The sequence below is a fragment of the Terriglobales bacterium genome (genome assembly GCA_035487355.1).
In the GTDB taxonomy this organism is placed as follows: domain Bacteria; phylum Acidobacteriota; class Terriglobia; order Terriglobales; family Acidobacteriaceae; genus QIAW01.
The window spans coordinates 75,349-97,334 of sequence record DATHMF010000022.1; the positions used below are offsets into that span (position 1 = coordinate 75,349).

General features: G+C 54.0%; 17 protein-coding genes. 11 read left to right on the top strand and 6 right to left on the bottom strand.

Annotated elements, in window-relative coordinates; genetic code table 11:
- Positions 1 to 2: 2 nt before the first annotated feature.
- The 6 genes from VK738_04500 to VK738_04525 all read left to right on the top strand — a co-directional run bounded on the left by VK738_04500 (position 3) and on the right by VK738_04525 (position 6,421).
- Entirely contained in the window at positions 3 to 911 is a 909-nt protein-coding gene (locus tag VK738_04500) for a hypothetical protein (GenBank protein HTD21889.1), read from the top strand.
- Positions 912 to 1,177: 266 nt separating this feature from the next.
- Entirely contained in the window at positions 1,178 to 1,378 is a 201-nt protein-coding gene (locus tag VK738_04505; protein ID HTD21890.1) for a cold shock domain-containing protein, read from the top strand.
- An 86-nt stretch (positions 1,379 to 1,464) separates the two neighbouring features.
- Positions 1,465 to 1,719 carry a hypothetical protein gene (locus VK738_04510; protein ID HTD21891.1) on the top strand — a complete coding sequence of 85 codons (255 nt, stop codon included), beginning with the start codon at positions 1,465 to 1,467 and terminating at the stop codon, positions 1,717 to 1,719.
- Positions 1,720 to 1,831: 112 nt separating this feature from the next.
- On the top strand, positions 1,832 to 2,134 hold the full coding sequence (locus tag VK738_04515; protein HTD21892.1) for a hypothetical protein: 303 nt from the start codon (positions 1,832 to 1,834) through the stop codon (positions 2,132 to 2,134).
- A 721-nt stretch (positions 2,135 to 2,855) separates the two neighbouring features.
- Positions 2,856 to 4,667, top strand: a complete 1,812-nt coding sequence (locus tag VK738_04520) for an AAA-associated domain-containing protein (protein HTD21893.1) — start codon at positions 2,856 to 2,858, stop codon at positions 4,665 to 4,667.
- The gene (locus VK738_04525) at positions 4,664 to 6,421 is read left to right on the top strand and encodes an ABC transporter permease subunit (GenBank protein HTD21894.1); all 1,758 of its coding nucleotides are present in this window, start codon (positions 4,664 to 4,666) and stop codon (positions 6,419 to 6,421) included. Before VK738_04520 ends, VK738_04525 begins: the two co-directional genes overlap by 4 nt.
- Before the next feature lie 5 nt (positions 6,422 to 6,426).
- On the opposite strand, the gene VK738_04530 is transcribed toward VK738_04525, so the two are convergent.
- Entirely contained in the window at positions 6,427 to 8,271 is a 1,845-nt protein-coding gene (locus VK738_04530) for a TIM-barrel domain-containing protein (GenBank protein HTD21895.1), read from the bottom strand.
- Positions 8,272 to 8,665: 394 nt separating this feature from the next.
- On the bottom strand, positions 8,666 to 11,890 hold the full coding sequence (locus VK738_04535; GenBank protein HTD21896.1) for an Ig-like domain repeat protein: 3,225 nt from the start codon (positions 11,888 to 11,890) through the stop codon (positions 8,666 to 8,668).
- Between the two features lie 832 nt (positions 11,891 to 12,722).
- On the opposite strand from VK738_04535, the gene VK738_04540 reads away from it, so the two are divergent.
- From VK738_04540 to VK738_04550, 3 genes are all read left to right on the top strand, one after another.
- Positions 12,723 to 13,181 (top strand): TonB family protein, encoded by a 459-nt coding sequence (locus VK738_04540; protein ID HTD21897.1) that lies wholly within the window; start codon positions 12,723 to 12,725, stop codon positions 13,179 to 13,181.
- Positions 13,182 to 13,239: 58 nt separating this feature from the next.
- Complete coding sequence (locus VK738_04545; GenBank protein HTD21898.1) at positions 13,240 to 13,701, top strand: hypothetical protein; 462 nt, start codon at positions 13,240 to 13,242, stop codon at positions 13,699 to 13,701.
- Positions 13,702 to 13,842: 141 nt separating this feature from the next.
- Entirely contained in the window at positions 13,843 to 15,834 is a 1,992-nt protein-coding gene (locus tag VK738_04550) for a VWA domain-containing protein (GenBank protein HTD21899.1), read from the top strand.
- Positions 15,835 to 16,023: 189 nt separating this feature from the next.
- On the opposite strand, the gene VK738_04555 is transcribed toward VK738_04550, so the two are convergent.
- The 3 genes from VK738_04555 to VK738_04565 are packed head-to-tail and all read right to left on the bottom strand — an operon-like array spanning position 16,024 to position 18,087.
- The gene (locus VK738_04555) at positions 16,024 to 16,764 is read right to left on the bottom strand and encodes a DUF4197 domain-containing protein (GenBank protein ID HTD21900.1); all 741 of its coding nucleotides are present in this window, start codon (positions 16,762 to 16,764) and stop codon (positions 16,024 to 16,026) included.
- A 21-nt stretch (positions 16,765 to 16,785) separates the two neighbouring features.
- The gene (locus VK738_04560; GenBank protein ID HTD21901.1) at positions 16,786 to 17,643 is read right to left on the bottom strand and encodes a response regulator; all 858 of its coding nucleotides are present in this window, start codon (positions 17,641 to 17,643) and stop codon (positions 16,786 to 16,788) included.
- Positions 17,644 to 17,688: 45 nt separating this feature from the next.
- Positions 17,689 to 18,087 (bottom strand): anti-sigma factor antagonist, encoded by a 399-nt coding sequence (locus tag VK738_04565; GenBank protein ID HTD21902.1) that lies wholly within the window; start codon positions 18,085 to 18,087, stop codon positions 17,689 to 17,691.
- A gap of 273 nt (positions 18,088 to 18,360) precedes the next feature.
- On the opposite strand from VK738_04565, the gene VK738_04570 reads away from it, so the two are divergent.
- The gene (locus VK738_04570; protein ID HTD21903.1) at positions 18,361 to 20,109 is read left to right on the top strand and encodes a protein kinase; all 1,749 of its coding nucleotides are present in this window, start codon (positions 18,361 to 18,363) and stop codon (positions 20,107 to 20,109) included.
- A 157-nt stretch (positions 20,110 to 20,266) separates the two neighbouring features.
- Positions 20,267 to 20,773 (top strand): nuclear transport factor 2 family protein, encoded by a 507-nt coding sequence (locus VK738_04575; protein HTD21904.1) that lies wholly within the window; start codon positions 20,267 to 20,269, stop codon positions 20,771 to 20,773.
- Positions 20,774 to 20,894: 121 nt separating this feature from the next.
- On the opposite strand, the gene VK738_04580 is transcribed toward VK738_04575, so the two are convergent.
- The gene (locus VK738_04580) at positions 20,895 to 21,929 is read right to left on the bottom strand and encodes a HEAT repeat domain-containing protein (protein HTD21905.1); all 1,035 of its coding nucleotides are present in this window, start codon (positions 21,927 to 21,929) and stop codon (positions 20,895 to 20,897) included.
- Between the last annotated feature and the right edge of the window lie 57 nt (positions 21,930 to 21,986).

Consider the following 21,986-nt stretch of genomic DNA (forward strand, 5'->3'; position numbering starts at 1 on the left):
CTATGAAAAGAATTTGCCTGTTACTTGCCGTCGTTTTTTTGCTGACCCTTGGCGCTTTTGCCCAAATCGTACCTGCACCCCCGCCACCCGGCGTAATGTTTTTTCAGAGTGGGTCTGCTGGGCCTGGAGGCGCCGCAATCTCCAGCTATAGCTATAACTATGTCTTTGCAACCAACGTGGGCGACAGAGAGTTAGTGAAGGGAGCTCCTTACAGTGCTACGGCGGTTACTGAGAGCACACAGACGCTGGGCGATGGCAATCGTATTGTGAACAAGTCAACCGCATTTCTTGCCCGCGACGGCGAGGGCAGGACCCGCCACGAGCTGACCATGGGGATTGGTCCCCTGCCGCCCGATGCAATGAAGAACGTCATGATCAGCGATCCGGTGAGCAAGACGAATTACATGCTCAATCTCAAAGAGCAAACTGCTGATGTTATGCACACTGACGTAATCATGCACGAACGCAAGGTCATATTGTCGGGGAAAGAACCGAAGGAATTAGCCGAAGCTGACCAGAAGGTCAAGATCATCAGCACGCAGACCGGACCTTTGGGTGCTGGGTTCAAAGCGGAGTTCGGCGAAACGAAGCGCGAAGACCTGGGCACCCAGGTGATCGAAGGGGTTTCCTGTACCGGTACTCGCGAGACCCGCACCATTGCCGCAGGCGCCATCGGCAACGAACGCCCGATTGAGATCATCTCTGAGACCTGGATGTCACCGGAGTTAAAAGTGGTGGTGCTCAGTAAGCATAGCGACCCCCGCTTCGGAGAGACCACGTATCAGCTCACCGGTATCAAGCGCAGCGAGCCTGACCCATCTCTCTTTCAGGTGCCCAGCGACTACAAGATTCTTGGGCCGCAGGACCGCAAAGGCCTCATTCATCTTGAAGCGGCTCCACCCAGAGAATAGGGTTTAGTTTCCCCCTCTCAGCCTGGCTGGGCCTGCGACCCAGCCGGGCTTTTTCATCACCACGAGTTGCGCGGATCTGGGGCAGGCCTGTCGCATTGGCGCCTAATCGAGTAAGGCATCAATATGGCGAAGCCTTTGTGTTATCATCTAGATACGTCAATTTGAATTGGTTGTGAGCAGTTCTCGCCTTATCAGCAAGTCCCTGCCCTGTAGTATCTTCCGACTCATTTTCAGCGTAAATCGAATCAAAAGGAAAAAAGAAACAAATGGAACAAGGTACAGTTAAGTGGTTTAACGATGCTAAAGGGTTTGGCTTTATCAGCCGCCAGAGTGGTGACGATGTATTTGTGCATCACACCGCTATTCAGAGCAATGGCTTTCGCAGTTTGCAGGAAGGCCAGCAGGTCCAGTTTAATGTGGTCAAAGGACCCAAGGGATTTCAGGCCGAGAATGTGCAGGTTCTTTAATCGTTAAGTCCGTTGGAAGGCGACTACATGTGAGTCGCCTTTTTTTGTTGGCATTTTTGGTTTTATTTTTATAAATAAATATTCTCATGTCCTATGGCGGCCGCCCGCCGAATCCAAACTTTGGAGGATGTATGTCTGGCAGGTCAGGTAGCAGCTTCGGCAAACTTCAAAAAGAACGCGCTCGGCGAGAAAAGCAACTGGAAAAGGCGGCCCGCAAGAAACAGCGTAAACTGGAAAAACAAACAGAGCCCAATGGCTCGGATAATGGCGAAAGCACTCTTCATGATGAAGATGCAACTCAACTTCCACCGGATGCGTCCACGACTTTCGATGATCAATAACGGCGTGAAAAACCCTTCGCCCTGTAAACTTCCTCAAAAAGGATTAAAATCTCTCATCATCAGCGGCCCGGGTACATAGCAACTCCAGCACCTGCGAAGGAGAAGAAACCCCATGAAAAAAATTTACGTCGGAAATTTAACTTCGCTGACCAACGCCACTCAGGTGCAAACATTGTTTGAGGGATATGGAAAAGTGCTCAAAGCCGGACTTGTTTGTCATCGCGATACCGGAGAGTCGCTCGGGTTCGCCTATGTGCTCATGAGCGATGATGAAGAGGGAAATGAGGCCATTCAAAATCTAAATGGCACCACTCTGGATGGCCGCACGATGGACGTGAAAGAGGCTCTTCCGCCTGGAGAACGCCCCGATCCCAAGAAGAAGCATTTTCATGGCATGAAATTGCGTCCGCGCTGAGCACGGGATTTTGGATTTCTCTCTCTACGCCATAACGTCGTGGCCCCGGAACATAAATAACTCCTGATACCTTCCCCCTTTGTAACGCTTCCTCCTCTCCCTGCACCATACATCAATAGATGAAAAGCAGCCTTGAAGAACAAAACATCGCGGTTCCGTGTGTGTAGGGAGATTATTATGTACGATCGTAGCGAAAACAGTAGAGTCGAAACTGAGCAAGAAGTGTTTGCGCCATCCGAATGTGCTGCGGGTCGAAGTTTTGCGGGCCTCTACGCCGGCACGGCTGAGGGTACAAATGAAAGGCTCAAACCTTTAGCGGAAAGGCTTGCGCCCGGCGAATTCTTCGCGAGGCTGGGTCTTGGGAATCCATACGCAACCGGTCCTAAACCGCGTGCACGAAAGCTGGCCCGGCTGCTGTCGTTCCTGTATCCTGCCGCACTGTTCACCTTCCTATTTCTACTGGCAGTCTGAATCGGCGCATTTGGCTGGAGAAGCTTCATGCTGCCAAAGTAGTTTCCAGAAGCCCATACGTATCATGGGTTTGTCTCCGCGACCAGGCCAAGACTCAACTTCTCCAACAACTGCCGTACAATGTCAGTTAGTTTCTCGTAAAAAATCCTGATCCCTTGAGCAATGGGTGCGCCCTCCCCGTTATCATTAAACAAGCATATAAAGAATCGGACTCAACTGGTGGAAAGTGCAGTCTGCGGAGAATCTGGGGATGAACTCCTTGCACAATGACAAATTCCGATCGCTCTTGGGACAAGGACAATGGTCAGATCTGGTCTCACTGGTAAAAGAGATGCCCGTGTCTCTCGCCGCTGACTTGATTGGCAGCTTATCCGATGAGCATCAGCAAACGCTCTTTCGCCTTTTGCCGGTACAACTTGCTGCTGCTGTGATTACAAAATTCCCTTACTATCACCAATACATTCTGCTGCACACGCGCCCTCCCAAGGAAATGCGCGAGATTATTGATCACATGGCGCCAGATCAGCGCATGCAACTTTTTGATGAGCTTCCCGAAGAAGTTTGGCAGCGCCTGATGGATGAACTCGCCGGCCGCGAGTATGCCGCACCGCAGACAGACGACGCTGCGGAAGCCCGCATCGTCCCTCCTGAAGCGGAAGTCACCGCTCCCTTCCCAGGCCCGCCGCTTGTCCGGCGCGAGCGCGAGACCAGCGAGACGGTGATTGAGGCCCGCGGCGTCGAAAAATCATTTCTCCAGCCTGATGGCACTCGCGTTCAAGTGATCGCGCCCCTGGATATTTCGATTTATTCGGGGACCGTGGTTGCATTGCTGGGGGCTTCCGGATGCGGTAAATCAACTCTTCTCAGAATCCTTTCGGGATTGGCTGCGCCTTCTTCGGGCTGTGTTCTGTGGCATGGTACACCCTGTGCAGAGGCAACTCCCAATGTCGCGATTGTTTTTCAGAGTTTTGCTTTGTTCCCCTGGCTTACTGTTCTGGAGAATGTTGAAGCTCCGTTGATGGCCCGTGGTGTAACTGCACCCGAGCGCCGTCGCCGGGCATTGCACGTGCTCGATACAGTTGGATTAAAGGGATTTCAAACCGCGTACCCCAAGGAGCTTTCCGGCGGAATGAAACAGCGCGTCGGCTTTGCGCGGGCCCTGGTGGTTCAACCCGAAGTGCTGTTCATGGACGAGCCTTTTTCTGCACTCGACGTGCTCACCGCTGAAAGTCTGCGCGGTGAACTGCTGGAGCTCTGGCTCAACCAGAAAATTGATACGAAAACAATTTTTATTGTCACTCACAATATTGAAGAGGCCGTACTGCTGGCCGACCGAGTGATCGTGCTGGGACGCAATCCTGCCCACATTCGGGCAGATTTCCGCATTCCGCTGGCGCAGCCGCGTGAGAGGAAGTCGCCGCAGTTCCTCCTGTACGTTGATTACATTTACAAGGTGATGACCAAGCCAGAGGTTGCGTTTGCTCCACCTCCCGAAGTCGGCCAGAAGCGGATCTACCAGCCGTTGCCTCATGCCCGCCCCGGAGGCATTGCTGGATTGCTGGAGTTGCTTGTGGACCGCGGCGGCGCGGAAGACCTTTACCACCTTGCCGAGCAACTGCTGATGGATATTGAGGATCTGCTGCCCATCATCGAAGCTGCCGCGCTGCTTGGCTTTGCCCGGCTGGAGCAAGGTGACGTGGAGATTACTCCTGAAGGCCGCAGCTTTGCTGAAGCCGATATTGCCACCCGTAAGACCTTATTTCGCCATGCATCTCTGAAAAATGTGCTTCTGTTCCAGCAAATCGAGAGTACGCTGCGCGCAAAAGCCGACCACACCATTCCTCTGGAACTTTTCCGCGACCTGCTTGACGAGCACTATCCTGAAAATGAAGTTGAGCGTCAACTTGAAACTGCGCTCCACTGGGGGCGCGATTGCGAACTCTTCACCTATGATTCTGGCAACGAGAGGCTTCAGTTGATATTGCATCCGGAAGAGAAGACCGGCCAAGAGCGGGAAAGCGCCGCCGCGGAAAACAAGTCTTCGGAAGTCAAATCCTCATGACTCGGCAATCAACCTCAGCCGCCCTTCGCTCCCTCGTTCTTCCCTGGGGGGTAATCCCTCGTTCCAGCCGTTCTTTTCTGACTGATCTCCCGATCTTTGGCCTTGGGCTCGCCCTCTTCTACAGCGTTATTGCCATCAGTCGTTATTGGAGCGGCCCTCTTACCGCTCAGGTTGAGATTGATCTTCATCCTCGTGCTCTTCCTGTTTATGTCTTTTATTCGGTGATGCGCATTTCGATTGCCTATTTTTTGAGTCTGGCATTCACCTTAATCTATGGCTACATCGCCGCGTATAACGCGCGGGCTGAGCGCTTCATGATTCCTCTGCTTGATGTGCTGCAATCCATTCCTGTGCTGAGCTTTCTGCCGGGCGTAATGCTGGCCATGGTTGCGCTATTTCCCAGGAGACAACTGGGCCTGGAACTTGGCGCCATCCTGCTGATCTTCACCGGCCAGGTCTGGAACATGGCTTTCAGCTTCTACGCCTCGCTGAAGAGCATTCCGCAAGAAATGCGGGAAGCGGCACAGCTTTATCGCTTTAGCTGGTGGCAGTCATTCACGCAAATGGAGCTGCCCTACGCTGTGATCGGATTGGTTTGGAATTCCATGATGTCTGTGGCCGGCGGCTGGTTTTTTCTGATGGCCTGCGAGATGTTTGTCCTGGGCAACCGTGACTTTCGCCTGCCCGGTCTGGGTGCATATCTTCAGACCGCGGCCAGCGCCGGCGATACGCGTGCAATTCTCTGGGGTGTGGGCGCGATGCTGGTGGTCATTATATTGACCGATCAGCTCGTCTGGCGGCCGCTGATCGCCTGGGCCCAGAAGTTCAAGTTCGAGAATGTCGAAGCCACTGACGTCCCGCGCTCTCCCATTTTGGACCTGATTCGCCGCTCAAAGCTGATAGCCTTTCTCTCGCGCAAATCGGTAACACCATTGCGAGAGGCCCTTGTATTGCATTTTGCGCACAGAGATTTGCGTCCGGAATCGAGCGGCGGAAAAACCCAGACGCGGACGTGGCTTTTGTGGGCGTTGGGAGCCGCACTGCTGGTTGGAATCGCCTACGCAGTTTTCAATAGCGCTGTTCTGTTGGCGGGGCTGCATCGTGAAGAGTTGAAGAGCGTGGTTGTTGGAGCGGCCGCAACCTTTCTGAGAGTAAATCTCACGCTGGTACTCGGCGCCTTGTGGACAATTCCCGTGGGGGTTGCCATTGGATCTCGTCCCAGGCTCGCGCGTGTGGCTCAGCCGATTGCACAAATTGCTGCATCCGTACCGGCGACTGCATTGTTCCCCATCGTTCTTCTCGCGCTGGTTCGCTTCGGGGGCGGGCTGGGCGCAGGTTCGATTGTGCTTTTGTTGTTGGGCACGCAGTGGTACATCCTGTTCAATGTGATTGCCGGTGCCAGCGCCATTCCCACCGATTTGAAAGAAGTATGCAATGTCTTCTCTTTCAGCAAATTTGAGCGTTGGCGGAAGCTGATCCTGCCAGGCATTTTTCCCTTTTTGGTCACCGGCCTGGTGACTGCATCGGGCGGCGCCTGGAATGCGAGCATTGTGGCAGAATACTTTCACTTCAAAGGAGAAACATTCTCTACCACCGGTCTGGGTGCGGTGATCAGCCAGGCCACCGACAATGGCAATTTCAGATTGCTTCTTGCGGCTACGGTTTGCATGGCCGCGATTGTAGTTACCATCAATCGCCTGGTTTGGCGGCGCATGTATCGTTTGGCGGCGACCAGATTTAAACTCGAAGCCTAGCACGGCTACAACACCACTGTCGTTGCCGTTGAAGTGAAGATTCTGAACTTTATCCACACCGTTTTGTTTTTTGCGTCGTAAAACCAGCCTTCAGAGACGGCATCGAGGTCCGCTTGCGAAGCAAACTTTTTTACCGCTTTGCGGTCGCGCGCGACTTTGCGTGGACTCAACGCCTGCCGGTTGATTTTCAGCACATACGTTCGCTCCAGCAGTTTGCCGTTATAGTTGCCGCTGGCCGCGCCAATAGTGACCACCTCGCGCTTGAGGCGGTTGTCAGAGGTGAACTTGGTGGTGGAGAAGGCTCCGGCTGCGTACTGGGTGCTGATGCCGTCATCTTCGTATAACGTGTAATTGGTCGAGCCCGCGGGATAAATATCCAGCGTAATGGGATCAGCGGGCACCTGGTTCACCCACTGCATCACAGAGCCCATGGGGATGATGGAGCCTGTTTTGATGAAGACAGGCTCGCGGTCAATGGGAGCGGGGACAGTTTGAGTGCTCCCGCCCTTGTAGATTGTTCCCGTCCAATAATCGATCCAACCTGATCCTGGGGGAAAGCTTACAGATGCGGTGGTTGCACCCGCAGTAGTAACGGGCTGCACCAGGACCTGGCTGTCGCCCGAGCCATTGACGATCTGGGCCGAACCAATCCAATGCACCTGGTACTGTACCGGCTTTTCGTGGTACTGGATTTGCGCGTTGGAGTAGCTGAAGGGCAGCAACCGGTAGCGCAGTTGGGTGTAGGTCTTGAAGATATCCTGCGCCTGCTTGCTGAACTGCCAGGGAAAGCGTGATCCGGTCAGAGTGGGTTTCGATCCGAAAAACTCCTGGCAAGGGGTAAACGTGGTGTACTCCAGCCAGCGGATGTATAGCTCGTCATCAGGAACTCCGTTATATCCGCCGGTATCACCGCACCAGAAAGCAGTGGTGTCGGGAGTATTCAGACCGGATGCGATGCGCATCTCGGCGACCAGTCCCTCCCAGGTAGCATGTGAGTCTCCAGTCCACATGCCAGGATACTGATCTGCGTTAGGGGATTTCTGCGTGTGCGTGAGCACAAATCCGCGGCCGCGGTTGGCTTCAGCAGAAACCTCGTAAGGTATCTTGCGATACAGGGTCTTGTAGTGGTCCTGGCTGTTGTTGCCGTCCTGGAGCACGCCGTCTTTGGGATACCCGCCGCCGGTGTCGAGCTTGAAGAAGTTAAGTCCCACGTCAGTCCACGGCTCGTTGAGTCCCCGCCACCATGCGACCGTTTCCGGGTTGGTGAAGTCGAAGACCCCGGTAAATTTGTTGCCGTGCCAGCCTTTGCCGTTCACTACATTGCCGGTCGAATCTTCAACGAAGAGATGCTTCGCAACACCCCGTTTGTAAAGCGGACACTCCTGATCAACCCACGGCCACTCCCACACGCCGAAGTGGAAGTGGTTCTGGTGCAGAGTGCTGATCATAAGGGTGGGGTCAGGGAACTGCTGCGGATCGAAGGTGAAGCAGATGTAGCGGGCCGGTTCCTGGTTATAGTTGCCGCTGAGCCAGCTTGAATCAATCCAGTAAAGGTCGCCGCTATAATTCTCGCGAAGCTGCTTCATGTCGCTCAGCACCTGCGCCTGATCGTGATAGCTGCCGTAAAGTACACCGAAGGCCCACTGGGGCGGCAAAACCGGATTGCCATTGAATGCCACTGGGGCAGATGAGCTGGCGCCCGTCTGCGCCGTTCCAGCCGGAGTGTCACTCTGCGCTAAAACAGTTCCGACTCCCAGGGAGCACAATGATAAACACAGGAGCACAACATTCCCCAGTAGACGGCGATGCTGGTGGTGCATGGCGTTTCCTTTCCCGAATCGGTCAGCCATTCTTTTTCCTCCGTGTCAGTAGTGGGGGGTGGGGGGTACTACTTGAAGTAGTCCATTCAGTGTTAAGTCATTGAAATTAAATAACATAAGCCACCATTACTTCAAGCAGTTTTAGTAGTCCCCCTAGCGCTCGATTCATGCCCCCTGACATCAATGTCTAGATCCCCAGGCAGACCTCAAGCGAAATGATAAGCGACAATTCCTCAGGGACCAACGGTTTGATACCGACTTAATACCACACTCCACCTCGTTCCGCGGGAGGGTTTAACACAAAGGGCACGAAGGAACATAACACGAAGGAACACAAAGTGCCCGACGGGAAAAACCTTCCGGCCCTGGGGCAACCGATTAGCATCAAAGCTGCACTATCCAACCCTACTTCATTTATTAAACCCTACTTCCGGAATGGCTTGAAGCGCACCTTGAAGGTGTCGCTTGCTGTATTGTCTGCCGTGGTTGCGTCGGTTGTATTGCTGGCTTCAGCAGCGATTGCCGTGAACGTGCGTACACCACTGAAGAGCGGCCTCACATTGACGGTGAATACCGCATTGGTGCTGGCCGCGAGCACAGGAATGCTGCACTGTATGGTGCCGGCGCTGGGCGGATTGCAACTCGCCCCTCCGGGTACAACGACGGAATCCAGTTCGAGCGGTCCGGCAACAGTACTCAGGGTAAGTGCAACCGTGGCCGGATTGGTGGCGTCGTTATTGGTCACGGTCACGGTAATCGCTACCTTGCCTCCAAATGGAATGACCACCGGATTATTCGCCGCGTGCGTGACGGTGACGCTGATGTCGGCTGTCAATCCTGCGGCGCCGGTCACATTTTGCGTGAGTACAGACGAGGTGCTGGTAAGAAAGTTGGGATCTCCGCTATAAACGGCCGTGATGCTATGTGCGCCTATGCTAAGCGCATTGGTAGCGAAGGTTGCGGTCCCGCCGGAGAGGGTATTGGTCCCTAAGACCGTGCTTCCATCCTTGAAGGTTACCGTGCCGGTGGGCGGCCCTAGAGGACCACTCACGGTTGCGGTGAAAGTAACAGAGGTTGAGAAGGCTGATGGATTGGCTGAAGAAATCACATTTGTGGTCGTGGCAAAGGGAGCAATCCCAATTTCCCACATGCCACGCCCGTGAGTGGCAACCCGGAGCACACGGTTTGGGCTCTGGATGGCGATATCGAAACACGCAACCCGCGGAAGCCCGGTGCCATAGGGGTTCCAGGTGGTTCCTCCGTCCCTGGAGAAGTACACACCGATATCCGTGGCGGCATACACAAAATTGGAGTGCAGCGGATCTACGACTATGGAATTCGTCGGAACATCGGGAATACCGTTGCCCGAGGCTGTCCAGGTAGGGGGCGCGCCGCTGAGGTTGGTGGTCTTCCACACATGCTGACCGGCCGGCAAGCCGTAGCCATCGAGCGTGACGTAAGCGGTGTTTTGATTGTTGGGATCAATCACAGCCCGGGCCACATAAAAGGCCGGGATGGGACCGGTAATATCGGTTAGGGTCGAGGAGCCGGTGGTAGTGCCGAATATCTGGCCATCGGCCAGGCCCACAATGCGGACGTTATCGTTTTGGGGCGCGATGGCGATCGTGCTAATGGGAATACCATTCGCCGTGAGGGGAGCCTGGCTGACCAGTGGCATCGTCGTGCCCTGGTTGGCAGAACGGTAGAGCCGGTCGCTGCCATAATAAACCGTGTTCGGATTTCCTGGCCCTAAAGCTATCGGGGCATAGAACAGAACATTGTCGTTAATAGAAATGCCGTTGAACGAATCGGTTGTGCCGTCGCAGTGCACGGTTGGATCTACAAGTCCTCCGTAAATGCCCATAAAAGACCATTGGGCTTCGGTGGCGCAGGGTGTAGTTTTCGTGCGGGCAAAACCAATCAAGTTGCCAGTCTGATTGAAATAGGTGTGATACATCACGACATTCGTAGTATCGGCGGCATTCTGATCAATCAGGGCGTACCCGCCATCGCCGAAGTCAGCGCGGAACCAGCTTCCATCGGCCCGCATCATGGGTGTGCCGTTATCTTGAGTGCCGCCGATCATGAAATTACGGTCACTGGGATGCAAGGCCAGGCTCTGGAATTGCGTAGCTTTGAATCCGGATGTGTTGCGGCTGGTCCAGGTATTGCCGCCGTCGGCGGAACGCCAAACGCCGCCATCGTTGCCTTCATACATGACAGTGAAGTCAGAAGGAGCATAGACAATAGCATGAGTATCGGCGTGCAGGGTGCCATTAGGCGAAGTAAATGAGGTCCCGCCATTGATGGTCTTTTGCAGAGGTAAATTGCCGCCTCCGCCCAGGAAGAAAGTATTGGCATCATCAGGTTTGAGGGCGACCACAGCATCGTAAAAGCACTGCCCGTCACAATAGTTTGCGGCAGCAGCAACCGGAGTTCCCCAGGTAGCGCCGCCATCGGTGGAAATCCGCACCGTACCAGTGGCACCGCCGCCATCGCCGCTGCCGGCCAGCACAGTGACCGTGGAGGTCACTTTATTAATGGCAAACTTCATGGTGACCGCAAATAACTGCAAAGTTTGCGTAAAGGTTACTGTTGTCGGGTCTGCGGCCGCAGCATTGGTGCTGCGGTAGTAGCCGCCATCGCCGGGAGCAGCATTTCCAAAAACAGCGGTGACAAGGTTGTTGGGATTGCCCGGCTCCATGGCAATATCTGTAATGCTGCGGTTGCCGCTCACCGTGGCCACAGTGAGTTTTGCGAATGTAACCGACCCCGCCGGACCGGCGGCGTTGGTGGAGCGGTACAGACCACGCGCAGGCAGAACCGCCGCCGTGCTTCCGCTCAGACCGGAAAAACCCGACGTGGTAGACACAAAGATTGTATTGGGGTCGGTAGGATGAACCAGGATTTGTGAAATCGAGCGGCCGGTAAAAACATCAACGTTGCTGCCGTTTTTATTAAGAGGCCCAACCAGCACGGGGCTGGTATCGGCATTGTCAATGCGGTATACGCCTACACCAAAAAAGCTATCGAGCGCGAAGTTTCCCTCGCCGGTCCCCACATAGATGGTTGAGGGTTGCGAGGGAGCAATGGCAATGGCGCCAACCGCCAGAGACAAGGCGTTATCCAGCAAGGGCGTCCAGGTTGCTCCGCCGTCAAGCGAGCGGAAGACCCCGCCCTGGGCTGCGCCCACATAAACAATATTGGGGTTGGTAGGATGCACCGCAATCGCGGTAACGCGTCCGCTGACCGCAACCTCGCTGGGCGAGGTCTGCCCGTTGGGAATTGGAGAAGGACCAAGCTCCGTCCAGGGGAAACTGAGAGTAAAGGGAACAATGGTTCCCGGCGCTGCGGATACGTTTCGGTTTCCGTAGATCTGCTGCTCCTGCTGTTCCATGGTGCGGATGGCATCCATGCGAATGTGGAGATCGGGGGGATTATTTGGGTCAATACCACGAATGCGGCCAATATATTCCGAGCGCAACTGCAGATACGTCTGCTTATCTATCTTGCCTCGCAAGAAAGCCGGCACGTCGGGGTCGTTTTCCTCATTCTCGCCGACTTGAGCTGCCGGCTGTGCGCTCGCGGAGTTTTGGGAAGTTTTCTGCTGTGCTTCCTGGGCTTTCTCGGCCCGGGACTCTTTCGTCACGCTTTTCTTCGACGCGTTCTTTTTACCGGGGGCAGAGTAAGCACCCTGCGGCAGAGCGACCAACCCGAAAAAGAAAAGGGTTAAAACGATTGAACGGATTACCTGCGAGCAGCGGATATAGGTAAACATTTGCGCTTTCTCTCCTAGAAATCTTGAATGGTGGAAACAGTACATGACGGTCAACTTATTCAACACAGGGCCGAGTTGGTTTAGGTTTGGTGTTTTATGGGAAGGCGGATTCCAGCTTTCCCAATGACCTGACCCTCTTGCTCTCCAGGGAGGAAAGAAGCAGTAGTTCAGGCGAAGTCGATGCTTAGTTCCCAGCTATGCTAGAACCTCGTAAGGCAAGTTGGCAATTAACTATTTGGTAAATAGTAGATTTTCGCAGCTACTGCGGAGGCAATAGTTTATTGCCTTTTCCTGAAAGGAAGTTTTATCAGACTGCTTCTTAAAGTTCTAAACGGTTTTCAAAACCCAAGTTCATTCTGGCACAACAGCCATTTTTGAAATTGTGTCCCGCTTTTAATAGGGCTTTAATGGCTGGCGATAACCAAGAGAAGCAAATTCTTCGTGAAGCTTGGCTGCAAGAAAACATCTCGATAGCGTTCTGATCTTGAAGACACCTCTGGGAATCAGCCTTATGCGGCTATGTAGACACCAACGCGGAGTTAGAAGGCTCACCCCGCTCGGAGCACTAGCCCGATATTCAGCCTTTGAAGGAAGCAACATGTGTCTAGGGTTATTACTTTGTGTGCTGTTCGTCTCGCCGTCGGCTCGTGTGGTTCGGGCTCACCCGTAACAATGGGCAGGCTAAATTGAAAGGTGATAACTCATGTTAAGACTAAAATGCGTGATGATGACGCTGGCGGCAGGGCTGTCATGTATGTCACCGGCGCAGGAGCAAAAAACTGGAAACGTCTCCCAAAACGTCGTGGAATTAGAGGCGTTAAGCTACCCGGCCATAGCCCGCGCCGCCCGTATAAGTGGTCGCGTCGTAGTGCTGGTGAAACTTGATGATACAGGGAAGGTAATATCGGCTAGCGCTATACCGAAGATCGGGCTGATGAACAATCTCCTGACGGATGACACGCTCTCCAATGCTCGCAAGTGGCGCTTCAGCCCCAACCCACAAAGGGAAGCGCTGATCGTATATGATTTTCGGATCAACAAAGATTGTGCGGGGTATGAAATCAAGGGCAGGGTTCCCAGCACGTTTCATTTTCAAGTGCCCAACCTAGCTACGGTCACAGCTTGCCCAATACAAATAGACACGTCAACCGCAGCAAAATAACTCTGCAGGGCACGGGATTTTATTATCGGCATTTACATTGAGTTCTTGAGATAAAACTATGAAACACAAAATGGTTGCCACTGTGATGGGTGCGGTACTCGCAGTCGTTGTTCCGGCTGCCATGTTAATTCCGTTGAGGACTTATAAAAGTGGCAACTCGGTGGCGCTCGGCCCGCGAGCAGAGCGGCGGTTGAAAGATCCGCCACCGGGCACGTGTTGCTACTTTCAGCTTCGTGCGAATGAGACAAGAAGCCTTGTCTCGAACATGGCTCTTGTTCGGCTCGGCGACTCGAAGGAGGATGTGGTTAGGCGGATCGGGAACCCCGACTTTCAAACAAATATTAATTCCCAAGGCCTGTTTGTACTTCGTCCAAAGGCAGTGCTGTGGGGGTACTGGGTTAAGAGATGGAAAGATGTTCCCAATGACGAATTCGACAGAAGTGTTGTCCTCTTTTTTGACACAAACGACCATCTTGTAAGGGTTGATTCCTATTTCGAGCAAGTCAAAGACCTGCCTTGACGACCCTTGTTTCACCACCGGCCTCTTTGGAGGGGCATGAATCCCCGCAGGACTTCAAAGGCACAGAATGCGGGAAAATCAGACCTCAATCCACTACTTTTCACTTCATTTTGTGTTTCAATGAAGCAGGAGATTACTCCCTTGCGTAAACCATTCGTTATCCTCCTGATTTTTATAGGCTTAGGGCTTTTGGCTGTGGCAACTTCTGGCCAACAGGCGACCGACAGCAACGCTGCAACTACTTCGTCATCGTCATCATCCGGATCTTCATCAGAGCAGAAGCAACCCGGCGATCCAAATCAAAAAGACCAAAGTCAAAAGAAGGACGAAAGCACTCCTGCGCCAGCGTCGCAGCCTACAGCGTCGCAGCCTAGAGAAACGTCCTCACAATCGGCGGCGACTTCCTCCCAAACTCCAGCTACACCCTCGCAAACGCCAGCAGCGAGCCCGAGTTTGCCCCAAACCTCGGGAAAACAGCCCGGGGTAAAAGCAGTATCGCCAACCACTACGTACGAGTCCGGGACAGTCCTGCAGGTGCACACGCGCCTGGTGGTGATTGATGTGATCGCGACTGATGACCACGGCCATGCGGTCAGCGACCTGAAGGCCACTGATTTTTCATTGCTCGAAGACGGCAAGCCGCAGAAGGTGCGGGCTTTTGCATTTGAGCATCCTTTTGCTCCCGATCCCAATGAAAAAATGCCGGTGCTGCCGCCCAATGTGTTTACCAATCTTCCGTTATTTCCTTCGAGCAGCGCCATGAGCGTGATTGTGATGGATGTACTGAATACCTCACTTACCGATCAGGCGTATGCCCGCCAGAAGTTGTTGCACTACCTGGACAACATGCCTCCCAATGAACCCACGGCAATCTACATCATGGGAGACAGGCTGAGAATGGTGCATGACTTCAGCACCGATCATGCGGCGCTCAAAGAAGCCGTGGAAAAAACAAAGCTGGAGTCTTCTCTGCTGGCGGAATCCCCGCTGCTGGAAACTCCTGGATCGGCAGGAGCGGGCCCAGGTGCGGGAAATGCGCAGCGTGAACTGGAGCAAACCCGAAGAACAGTCAGGATTGAGTACAGCCTGCAGGCATTGCAGACCATTGCCCATGCGCTGGCTGGTTACGAGGGAAGAAAAAATCTTATCTGGATTTCGGCGGCCTTTCCACTCTCCATCGATCCCAATATTTCGCTGGAAGAGGATTCCGGGTCGCCTTTTGACGAGATGGAAAATCATGGACAGAAGGTCGCTAAAACTGCGCAGGTCCTGACCGATTCGCAGGTGGCCATCTATCCGGTTGATCCCCGCGGCCTGGCCACCTTCAGCACTTTCAGCGCCGCTAACGGTGGCGGCGGCTACAGCCGAAATCCGGCAGCATTCGGAAACGCATTGCAGGGAGAATCGCGCAGGCTTACGGCCGCCCATGACACGATGAATCTGTTGGCTGAAAATACCGGCGGAAAAGCTTTTTACAACCGTAACGACCTTGATAAAGCGATTTACGATGGCGTGACCGACGGTTCCACGTACTACTTGCTGGGCTACTATCCCGAAAACAAAAAATGGGATGGAAAATTCCGCAAGGTGCAGGTCAAGGCAACGCGTGGAGGAGTGAAGCTGCGCTACCGGTTAGGGTATTACGCCGCTGATCCGCAGCCGGTTGAGATCAAGCCGAACACCAAGCAACGTGATCGCGATCTGGGCGATGCTTTGCGGCTGGGCGGGCCGACTTTAACCTCTCTATTTTTCGAGGCAGGCGTGATGCCGCCTACCCCGCAGAGCCAAAACAAGGTCACGGTTAACTATGCCATCTCCCCGCATGCTCTTCGGATACAGCGCGGTGAGGATGGGCTGGAGCACGCCGACCTGGAATGCGTGGTGCAAGCCTATAACGAAAAAGGCAAGCCGGTGAACTCGGTACTTTCAAGCGTACAGACGGCGATGAAGCCGGAAACCTATCAGAAGAGTTTGAAAACCGGTCTCCCCTGCCAGAATCAGCTCGAATTGCAGCCGGGAAGCTACCAACTCCGCTTTGCGGTTCGCGATGCCCATACCGGTTTGATCGGCACATCGGATGGCAAGGTCAATGTGCCCGTGATTGCGGAAGTTAAGACTCCGGAACCGAAGTGAAGCAAGAGCGAAAGTTTCACCACAAAGGACACAAAGGAATAGCACAAAGGCACACAGAGAAAAAAGCAAGGAACCTGTCGCGGCTAGAAAATCTAATGAGAAACGCTGGGCACGAATAACAATAATTCCACGGTTTCCCTTCGTGTACTTTTTTTTCTTATTCCTTAGTGTCCTTTGTGGTTAAACTTTTTACTTCCTGCCGAATACCTGTTTGAGCAATGCTGTGGTCTGTGCCGCAGGATCGCGGCGTATCTTTTTTTCCTCTTCTCCCAGCATGTAGAACAGCCCATCCAGGGTCTTACCCACCACGTAGGAATCCAAATTCAGATTCTGGTTCTTTGAAAGTGAAGCAGCCATAGGATTTTGCATGAGCTGGTCATATTGCCTGATCACGCCTACATTTTCCATGGCATTGTGAACAACTGGGGTGAAGGCTGAAGTTAGTTGTTCCGAGCTCTGCTTCTTGAAATAATCCGTGGCGGCGGTATCGCCTCCGGAGAGGATTTGGCGCGCATCATCGAAAGTCATTCTGGTCAATGCATTGAGGAAGATTTGCTTGGCCGCAGGAGTGGCCTGCTCGGCGGCACGGTTCATCCCCACCTCGAGTTCATCCACCTGCGCTCCCATCCCGACCATGCGCAACCCGTTGCCGACGGTCCGCAACTTTTCCGGCAGCAGTATCTTGATCGCGGCATTTTTCAGGAATCCATCGGGCCTTCCGGTAGCGGCTACCGCTTTGCCTGTGCTTATTTGCAGGGCTTGCTTCAGGCCGGCTGTAATTTTGTCGGTGCTGAGGCCGCGGCCGTTAGCATTTTTGGACTGGGTGGCTTGTTGGGCTTTCTTCAAAAGGTCATCCAGCGACGACTGAGCAAGGCAGCAGACAGATATCGCCGCCGTCATCAACGTGATCATCAGAACCCACTTTTTCATTGGCTACTCCTTCGCGGAACGCTAGTCGAGATACTTGATAAAGATCACTTCGTTTTGTTTCTCGTTATAGAGCAACTCATCCACCAGGAAGCGGGTCATGAGGATGCCGAATCCTCCCGGGCGCATGCCCTTTTCCTCGCGTATCTTGATGTGCTCAATGGAATCCTCTTCTGGATTGCTGACGGCAGCATGCTTGAGCGAGTCAAAGCGAAAGCCGGCGCCGGGATCAGCAATGCGATAAAGGACCATCCTTCGAGTCCGCAGGCAGGCAACTTGTACTTTAACGTTGGGATCGAATTTACCTCCCCACTCGATGGCATTCAGCAAAAGCTCATGGAAGGCCTGGCCGAGGGATTCACGAACCTGGTGGGGAAGGTCAGAATCCAGCCCCATAAGAAACGACTGAATGCGGTCCACAACTTCGCGCTGGCAGGGGACCAAAAGCTGGACCCAATCTGGCTTGGCGGAGAGCACCTCAATCGCCGGCTGCGCTGGACACGCCAGAACTCTTTGGACTGTTGCCAGCAGCTCCTCTGATGAAAACGGTTTGCTGATGTACTGGCTGGCTTGTTCGCGCACGGCATGCAGCAGCGTTTCGGGCGCATGATCGGCGGTCATGAGGATGACCCGTTGCGTAGAGCCGCGCCGATGCAATTCAGTCAGCACATCCAAGCCGTTCATATGCGGCATCCAGACGTCAAGCAGCACTACGTCGAACTCGTGACGGGAAAGCCGCTCCAGACCTTCGAGTCCGTCGCTGGCCTCTTCTACCGCAAAGCCTGCTCCAGAGAGAACTCTATTCAGAAGCACGCGTATCGAGGGCTCGTCTTCGATGACCAGCACACGGCTTGGCGATTGGGAAGCAGGAGCGTCATTCATTTTTGAACCATCATCTTTAAAATTTAAGCTGTCATAAAAAAACCGTTACTTTTGAACCGCAGCACCGGCGTGGAAAGCGTTCACCGCCTCTTCAACGCTGGCGTAAATTTGAAAAACTTGATTCAGATGTGTGGTTTTCAAGACGCGCTCAATGCGCTCATTCAGACCAGCCAGCTTTAAGTCTCCGCCTGCGGCTCGTATCGAGGTCAGCAGGCCGACGAGCGCGCCCAAACCACCACTATCCATATACAGAACAAGGGACAGGTCCAGAACAAGGGACAGGCCCGGAACAACGGATGGGCCCGGGAGTGAGGGCTCGTTTTGACGGAGCAGTTCCTTTACCTGGGCACGCAACGAATCGGCCTCTTCACCAAAGACAATAATTCCTTGACAAACCAGCACGGTAACCTGCCGCAGGGAGCTTATTTGCAAGGTAAGGGCCATGAAGCTTCATTCCTTAGGGTAGAATTGAATTTTACCACCCAGTTTCATGTCATTCAGCCAGCGGTTGAGACTTGGCTTACAGCGGATTCAGGGATATCATTATAGGAGTATTCTCCCCGGGTCCATATTGGCTCCAATCGCGATGGACTTTGTACCCATTGCACGTGAGACCACAGACCGATGAAGTATTGCGAAACCTGTCATAGCATTTATCCCAACGAATTAGACTCCTGCCCTAAGGACCGAGAATCTCTACGGCAAGTTTCTGATCTCATGCCGGGCATGATTATCCGCGATAAATATGAGGTCATGGAAAAAGTGGGCATCGGGGGGATGGCTGCGGTATACAAGGCGCGGCACCTGACCTTCAACGAAATCCGCGCGCTCAAGGTGGTCAACAACAAGTTATTAAGCGACCCCGATTTTCTCAAGCGCTTCAAAAATGAAGCGATCATCACGCGTAAACTGCGCCATCCCAATGCCGTGCAACTCGACGACTTCGATACGACGGAAGATGGGCGACCGTTCATTGTCATGGAGTACGTGCAGGGCAAGAACTTGCGCTCCTGGATCTACGGGAGCAATCCCATCCCGATTCCCCGAGCCCTGAACATCTGCAAACAAATAGCGGCCGCGCTGGGAGCAGCCCACAAGCTGGGGATCGTTCACCGCGACATCAAGCCCGATAACATTCTGCTTGTGCCCCAACCGGGCCAGGTGGAGAGCACGCAAGACCTGGTCAAAGTACTGGACTTCGGCATCGCCAAGATGCAGGCAGACGGCCACTTTGACGGAGGCCGCAATGCCACCCAAACCGGCATGGTGGTAGGAACGCCACAATATGTTTCGCCCGAGCAGGCTTCGGGCAAAATTGGCGACCAGATTGACGGGCGCTCTGACCTGTATTCCCTGGGTATTTTGCTTCACGAGATGATCACGGGAAAACTGCCCTTCAATTCCGATACACCTATTGGCTACTTGATCCATCATTTGCAAACGCCGCCCACGCCGCCGGCCGGAGTCTCCCAATCCGTTTCTGCCTTCATCATGAAGGCATTGGAAAAAGACCGCACTAGACGGTTCCAATCGGCGGAGGAGATGACGAACGCGATCAACCGTTTGCTCAACGCCCCAATTCCTCCCGTGGTAAGACCGGAAACGGGAACATCCATTCTTACTCCACCAGGCGGCAGGCCAGCCCCTATTTCCCAGCGTACGCAGCCGTTCGCCACAGCCCCAGCGGTTCCCGTGCCCTCACCACGCAGCATAGCCGTACTGACGCCTTCGCACACAACCGGTACTTACGTGCCTTCAGCGGGAGGGACGGTTTTCGACGAGACCAAACTACGGCGCGGCAGGCCAGCAGCGCCAGGGTCTTTCGATTGGAAAAAACTAGCGGTGGTGGGTAGCATCGTTGTAGGCCTGCTGCTCGTAGTTGGAGCAGTCAGGCATTTTTTGGCAATCAGAAATAACCAGTCCATACAGACTGCACAGGACGACGCGCGAATCCTGCAGGATGTGAATGAGGCGCTCACTCATTCCGAACCACTGCAAAAGGCATCCGTTCATGCCGCCGTGCAAAACGGCGTAGTCACACTCACCGGCACGGTGAGCAAGCCTTATGATTCGGAAATTGCAGTGAACCTGGTGCGGGATGTCCTGGGAGTGCGCGACGTATTGAATGAGATTCAAGTGGTGGCGCCCCATGAACAACAGGAACCGGTATGGCGTTCGGAGCAAAACAAAAAACCGAACACGACCAATCCGGAGCCGAACAACAGCCACCCGGCGCCGACCCCCGGTCCGGCCAGCAACAATACTTCATCGTCGGGCAACGCGTCTTCTTCGGGTCGCGGGAACCAGGCAGCGGTTGAACAATACCTGCACGACGGCTACGGGCAGATTTCGAGGCAAGATTACCAGGGAGCGGCACAATCCTTTCAACATGCCCTGCAACTTGATCCCGGCAACCAGGCCGCTAAGGCGGGACTGCAAAAAGCGCGAGCGGCGAAAAATAAATAGCACTCAGCATTCAGCAAATTTAACCGCAGAGGACGCGGAGAAACGCAGAGGCAAACTTTTCTCCGTCAACACTCGGTCATGATTGCTGTACTCTGATTTTGTGAGCAGGCTCCAATCGCAATTTCTGAGATCCAAGATGTTCGGTAGGAGCCTTCAAATGAAACTAGCCAAAAACCTGCAGGTTGTACTGCTGCTGTGCGCCGGTTCTGCACTCTACGCACAATCTTCTGCAAAGAGTTCCCAGGCTAGAATGTGTCCGACGGCAGATTTGGCGGCGATCAAACAGCAATGGTCGGAGTGGACGGCAGCGTATGCATCGCACAACCTCGCCAAAACCATGGAAATCTTCGATCCAGAAGTAATTTTCAGCTTCCAGGGATCTCCTGACCAGAATTTTGCCGATCTCGAACGCGGATATAAAGATGAATTCACCAAGCCAGACAACAAACTCGAATGGGTGCCACAGTTCGAAGAGTTTGAATGCTCGGGAGATCTTGGCTTTGTGCGCTCGACCTGGGTACTGCGGCAAACTGATGCCTCAGGCAAGGTGACAGAGCTGGAGAAGAACCGGGGTGTTGACCTATTTAGGCGACAGCATCGTGGCGGCAAATGGAAGATTTTTCGGTCGCTTAACTATCCGTTCCAGCCACCTAAAAAAGATTAACCACGAAGGACACAAAGGGTAATTTTTCGCCGCGGATGAGCGCGGATCAACGCTGATTGAAGAATCGTCAAAAACCCAAGGCCCTTCGATCTCCGCGCGCATCTCTTAACCGTTCCCTAAACTAGCTGTTCCCCAGAACGGAATTACCTTCCGACTTGAACTTTTCGGTCTGTTCAGCTCCGTGTTGCGAGTACCAATTGCGCCAGGCTACGGGATCGTTAGGCAGGTTGACATCGGTAATCTCGCGAAGCGCCTGATAGACCCAATTGCGGGTAACCGCATTCAAGTCGGCGTCATCGCTAAGCTCAATTAGTCCGGGGACAGCCTTCATGCGCTGCTCGCGGGTCAGCATGCCGCTTTTGGCGAGGCTGCATCCGGCGCGCTCGCGTACGTCCATGGAAGGGTCATTGCGCAGGACGTCGAGGAAATCCTTAATAGTGTCGTCGGTGCCAATATGGGCAAGGCCTTCGACGGACCAGAAGCGTGTCTGCTGGTCGGGATCATGGGACCAGCTCTGAAGCCACTCGTGGATGAGTTCAGGTTCCACGCCGCGATTGGCGAGCATACCCAACTCCCAGGCGCTAAAGGGGCGTGATTTAGGGTTATCTTCGCCTGCACGCCATAAGGTCATGGCGGTGTCGCGCGATTTGTCTACCTGATTGACGGCGAGCTCAATTTCAATGGCAGCGGCGCGCACACGCAGATCGTTGGAGTAGAGCGCGGTGTCGCTCAGGGTCTGCCATTGTTGGCTGCGCTTCAGATGTCCGTGCCAGCCTGCTACCTTCTCTTCAATCATTTCGGTGGCGCCCACGTCGTGATTGACAGCGGCGGCAAGCAGGCGTTCCATCTGCTCCTGGGGCTCGCGGCTGTTGATGTATTCCACCTCGTGCTCGGAAAGCTTGGAATGCGTAGCCGCAACCGGCGGCCCAGCAACTGGAATCTGATGCCCGGTCAGGATGTCTATGATGGCTTGCATGGCGCCGGAGCGGACCGCAAAAATCGAAATCAGGAAAAGAGTCGAACCCATGACCGCAACCAGGGCCGCGACCCGGCGCAGGTTGATGCGCGGGCGAGGCCGGCGCTCGATGCCCATATCGGGAGAGATTGTTCTTGCTTCGGGATTTTCAGGTCCATCGGGTGAGCGAGGAATATCCATAAAGTTAAAGCCTATGACTGCTGCCGTACGAAGTAAAGTTACTTCAGTAAGGCCCAA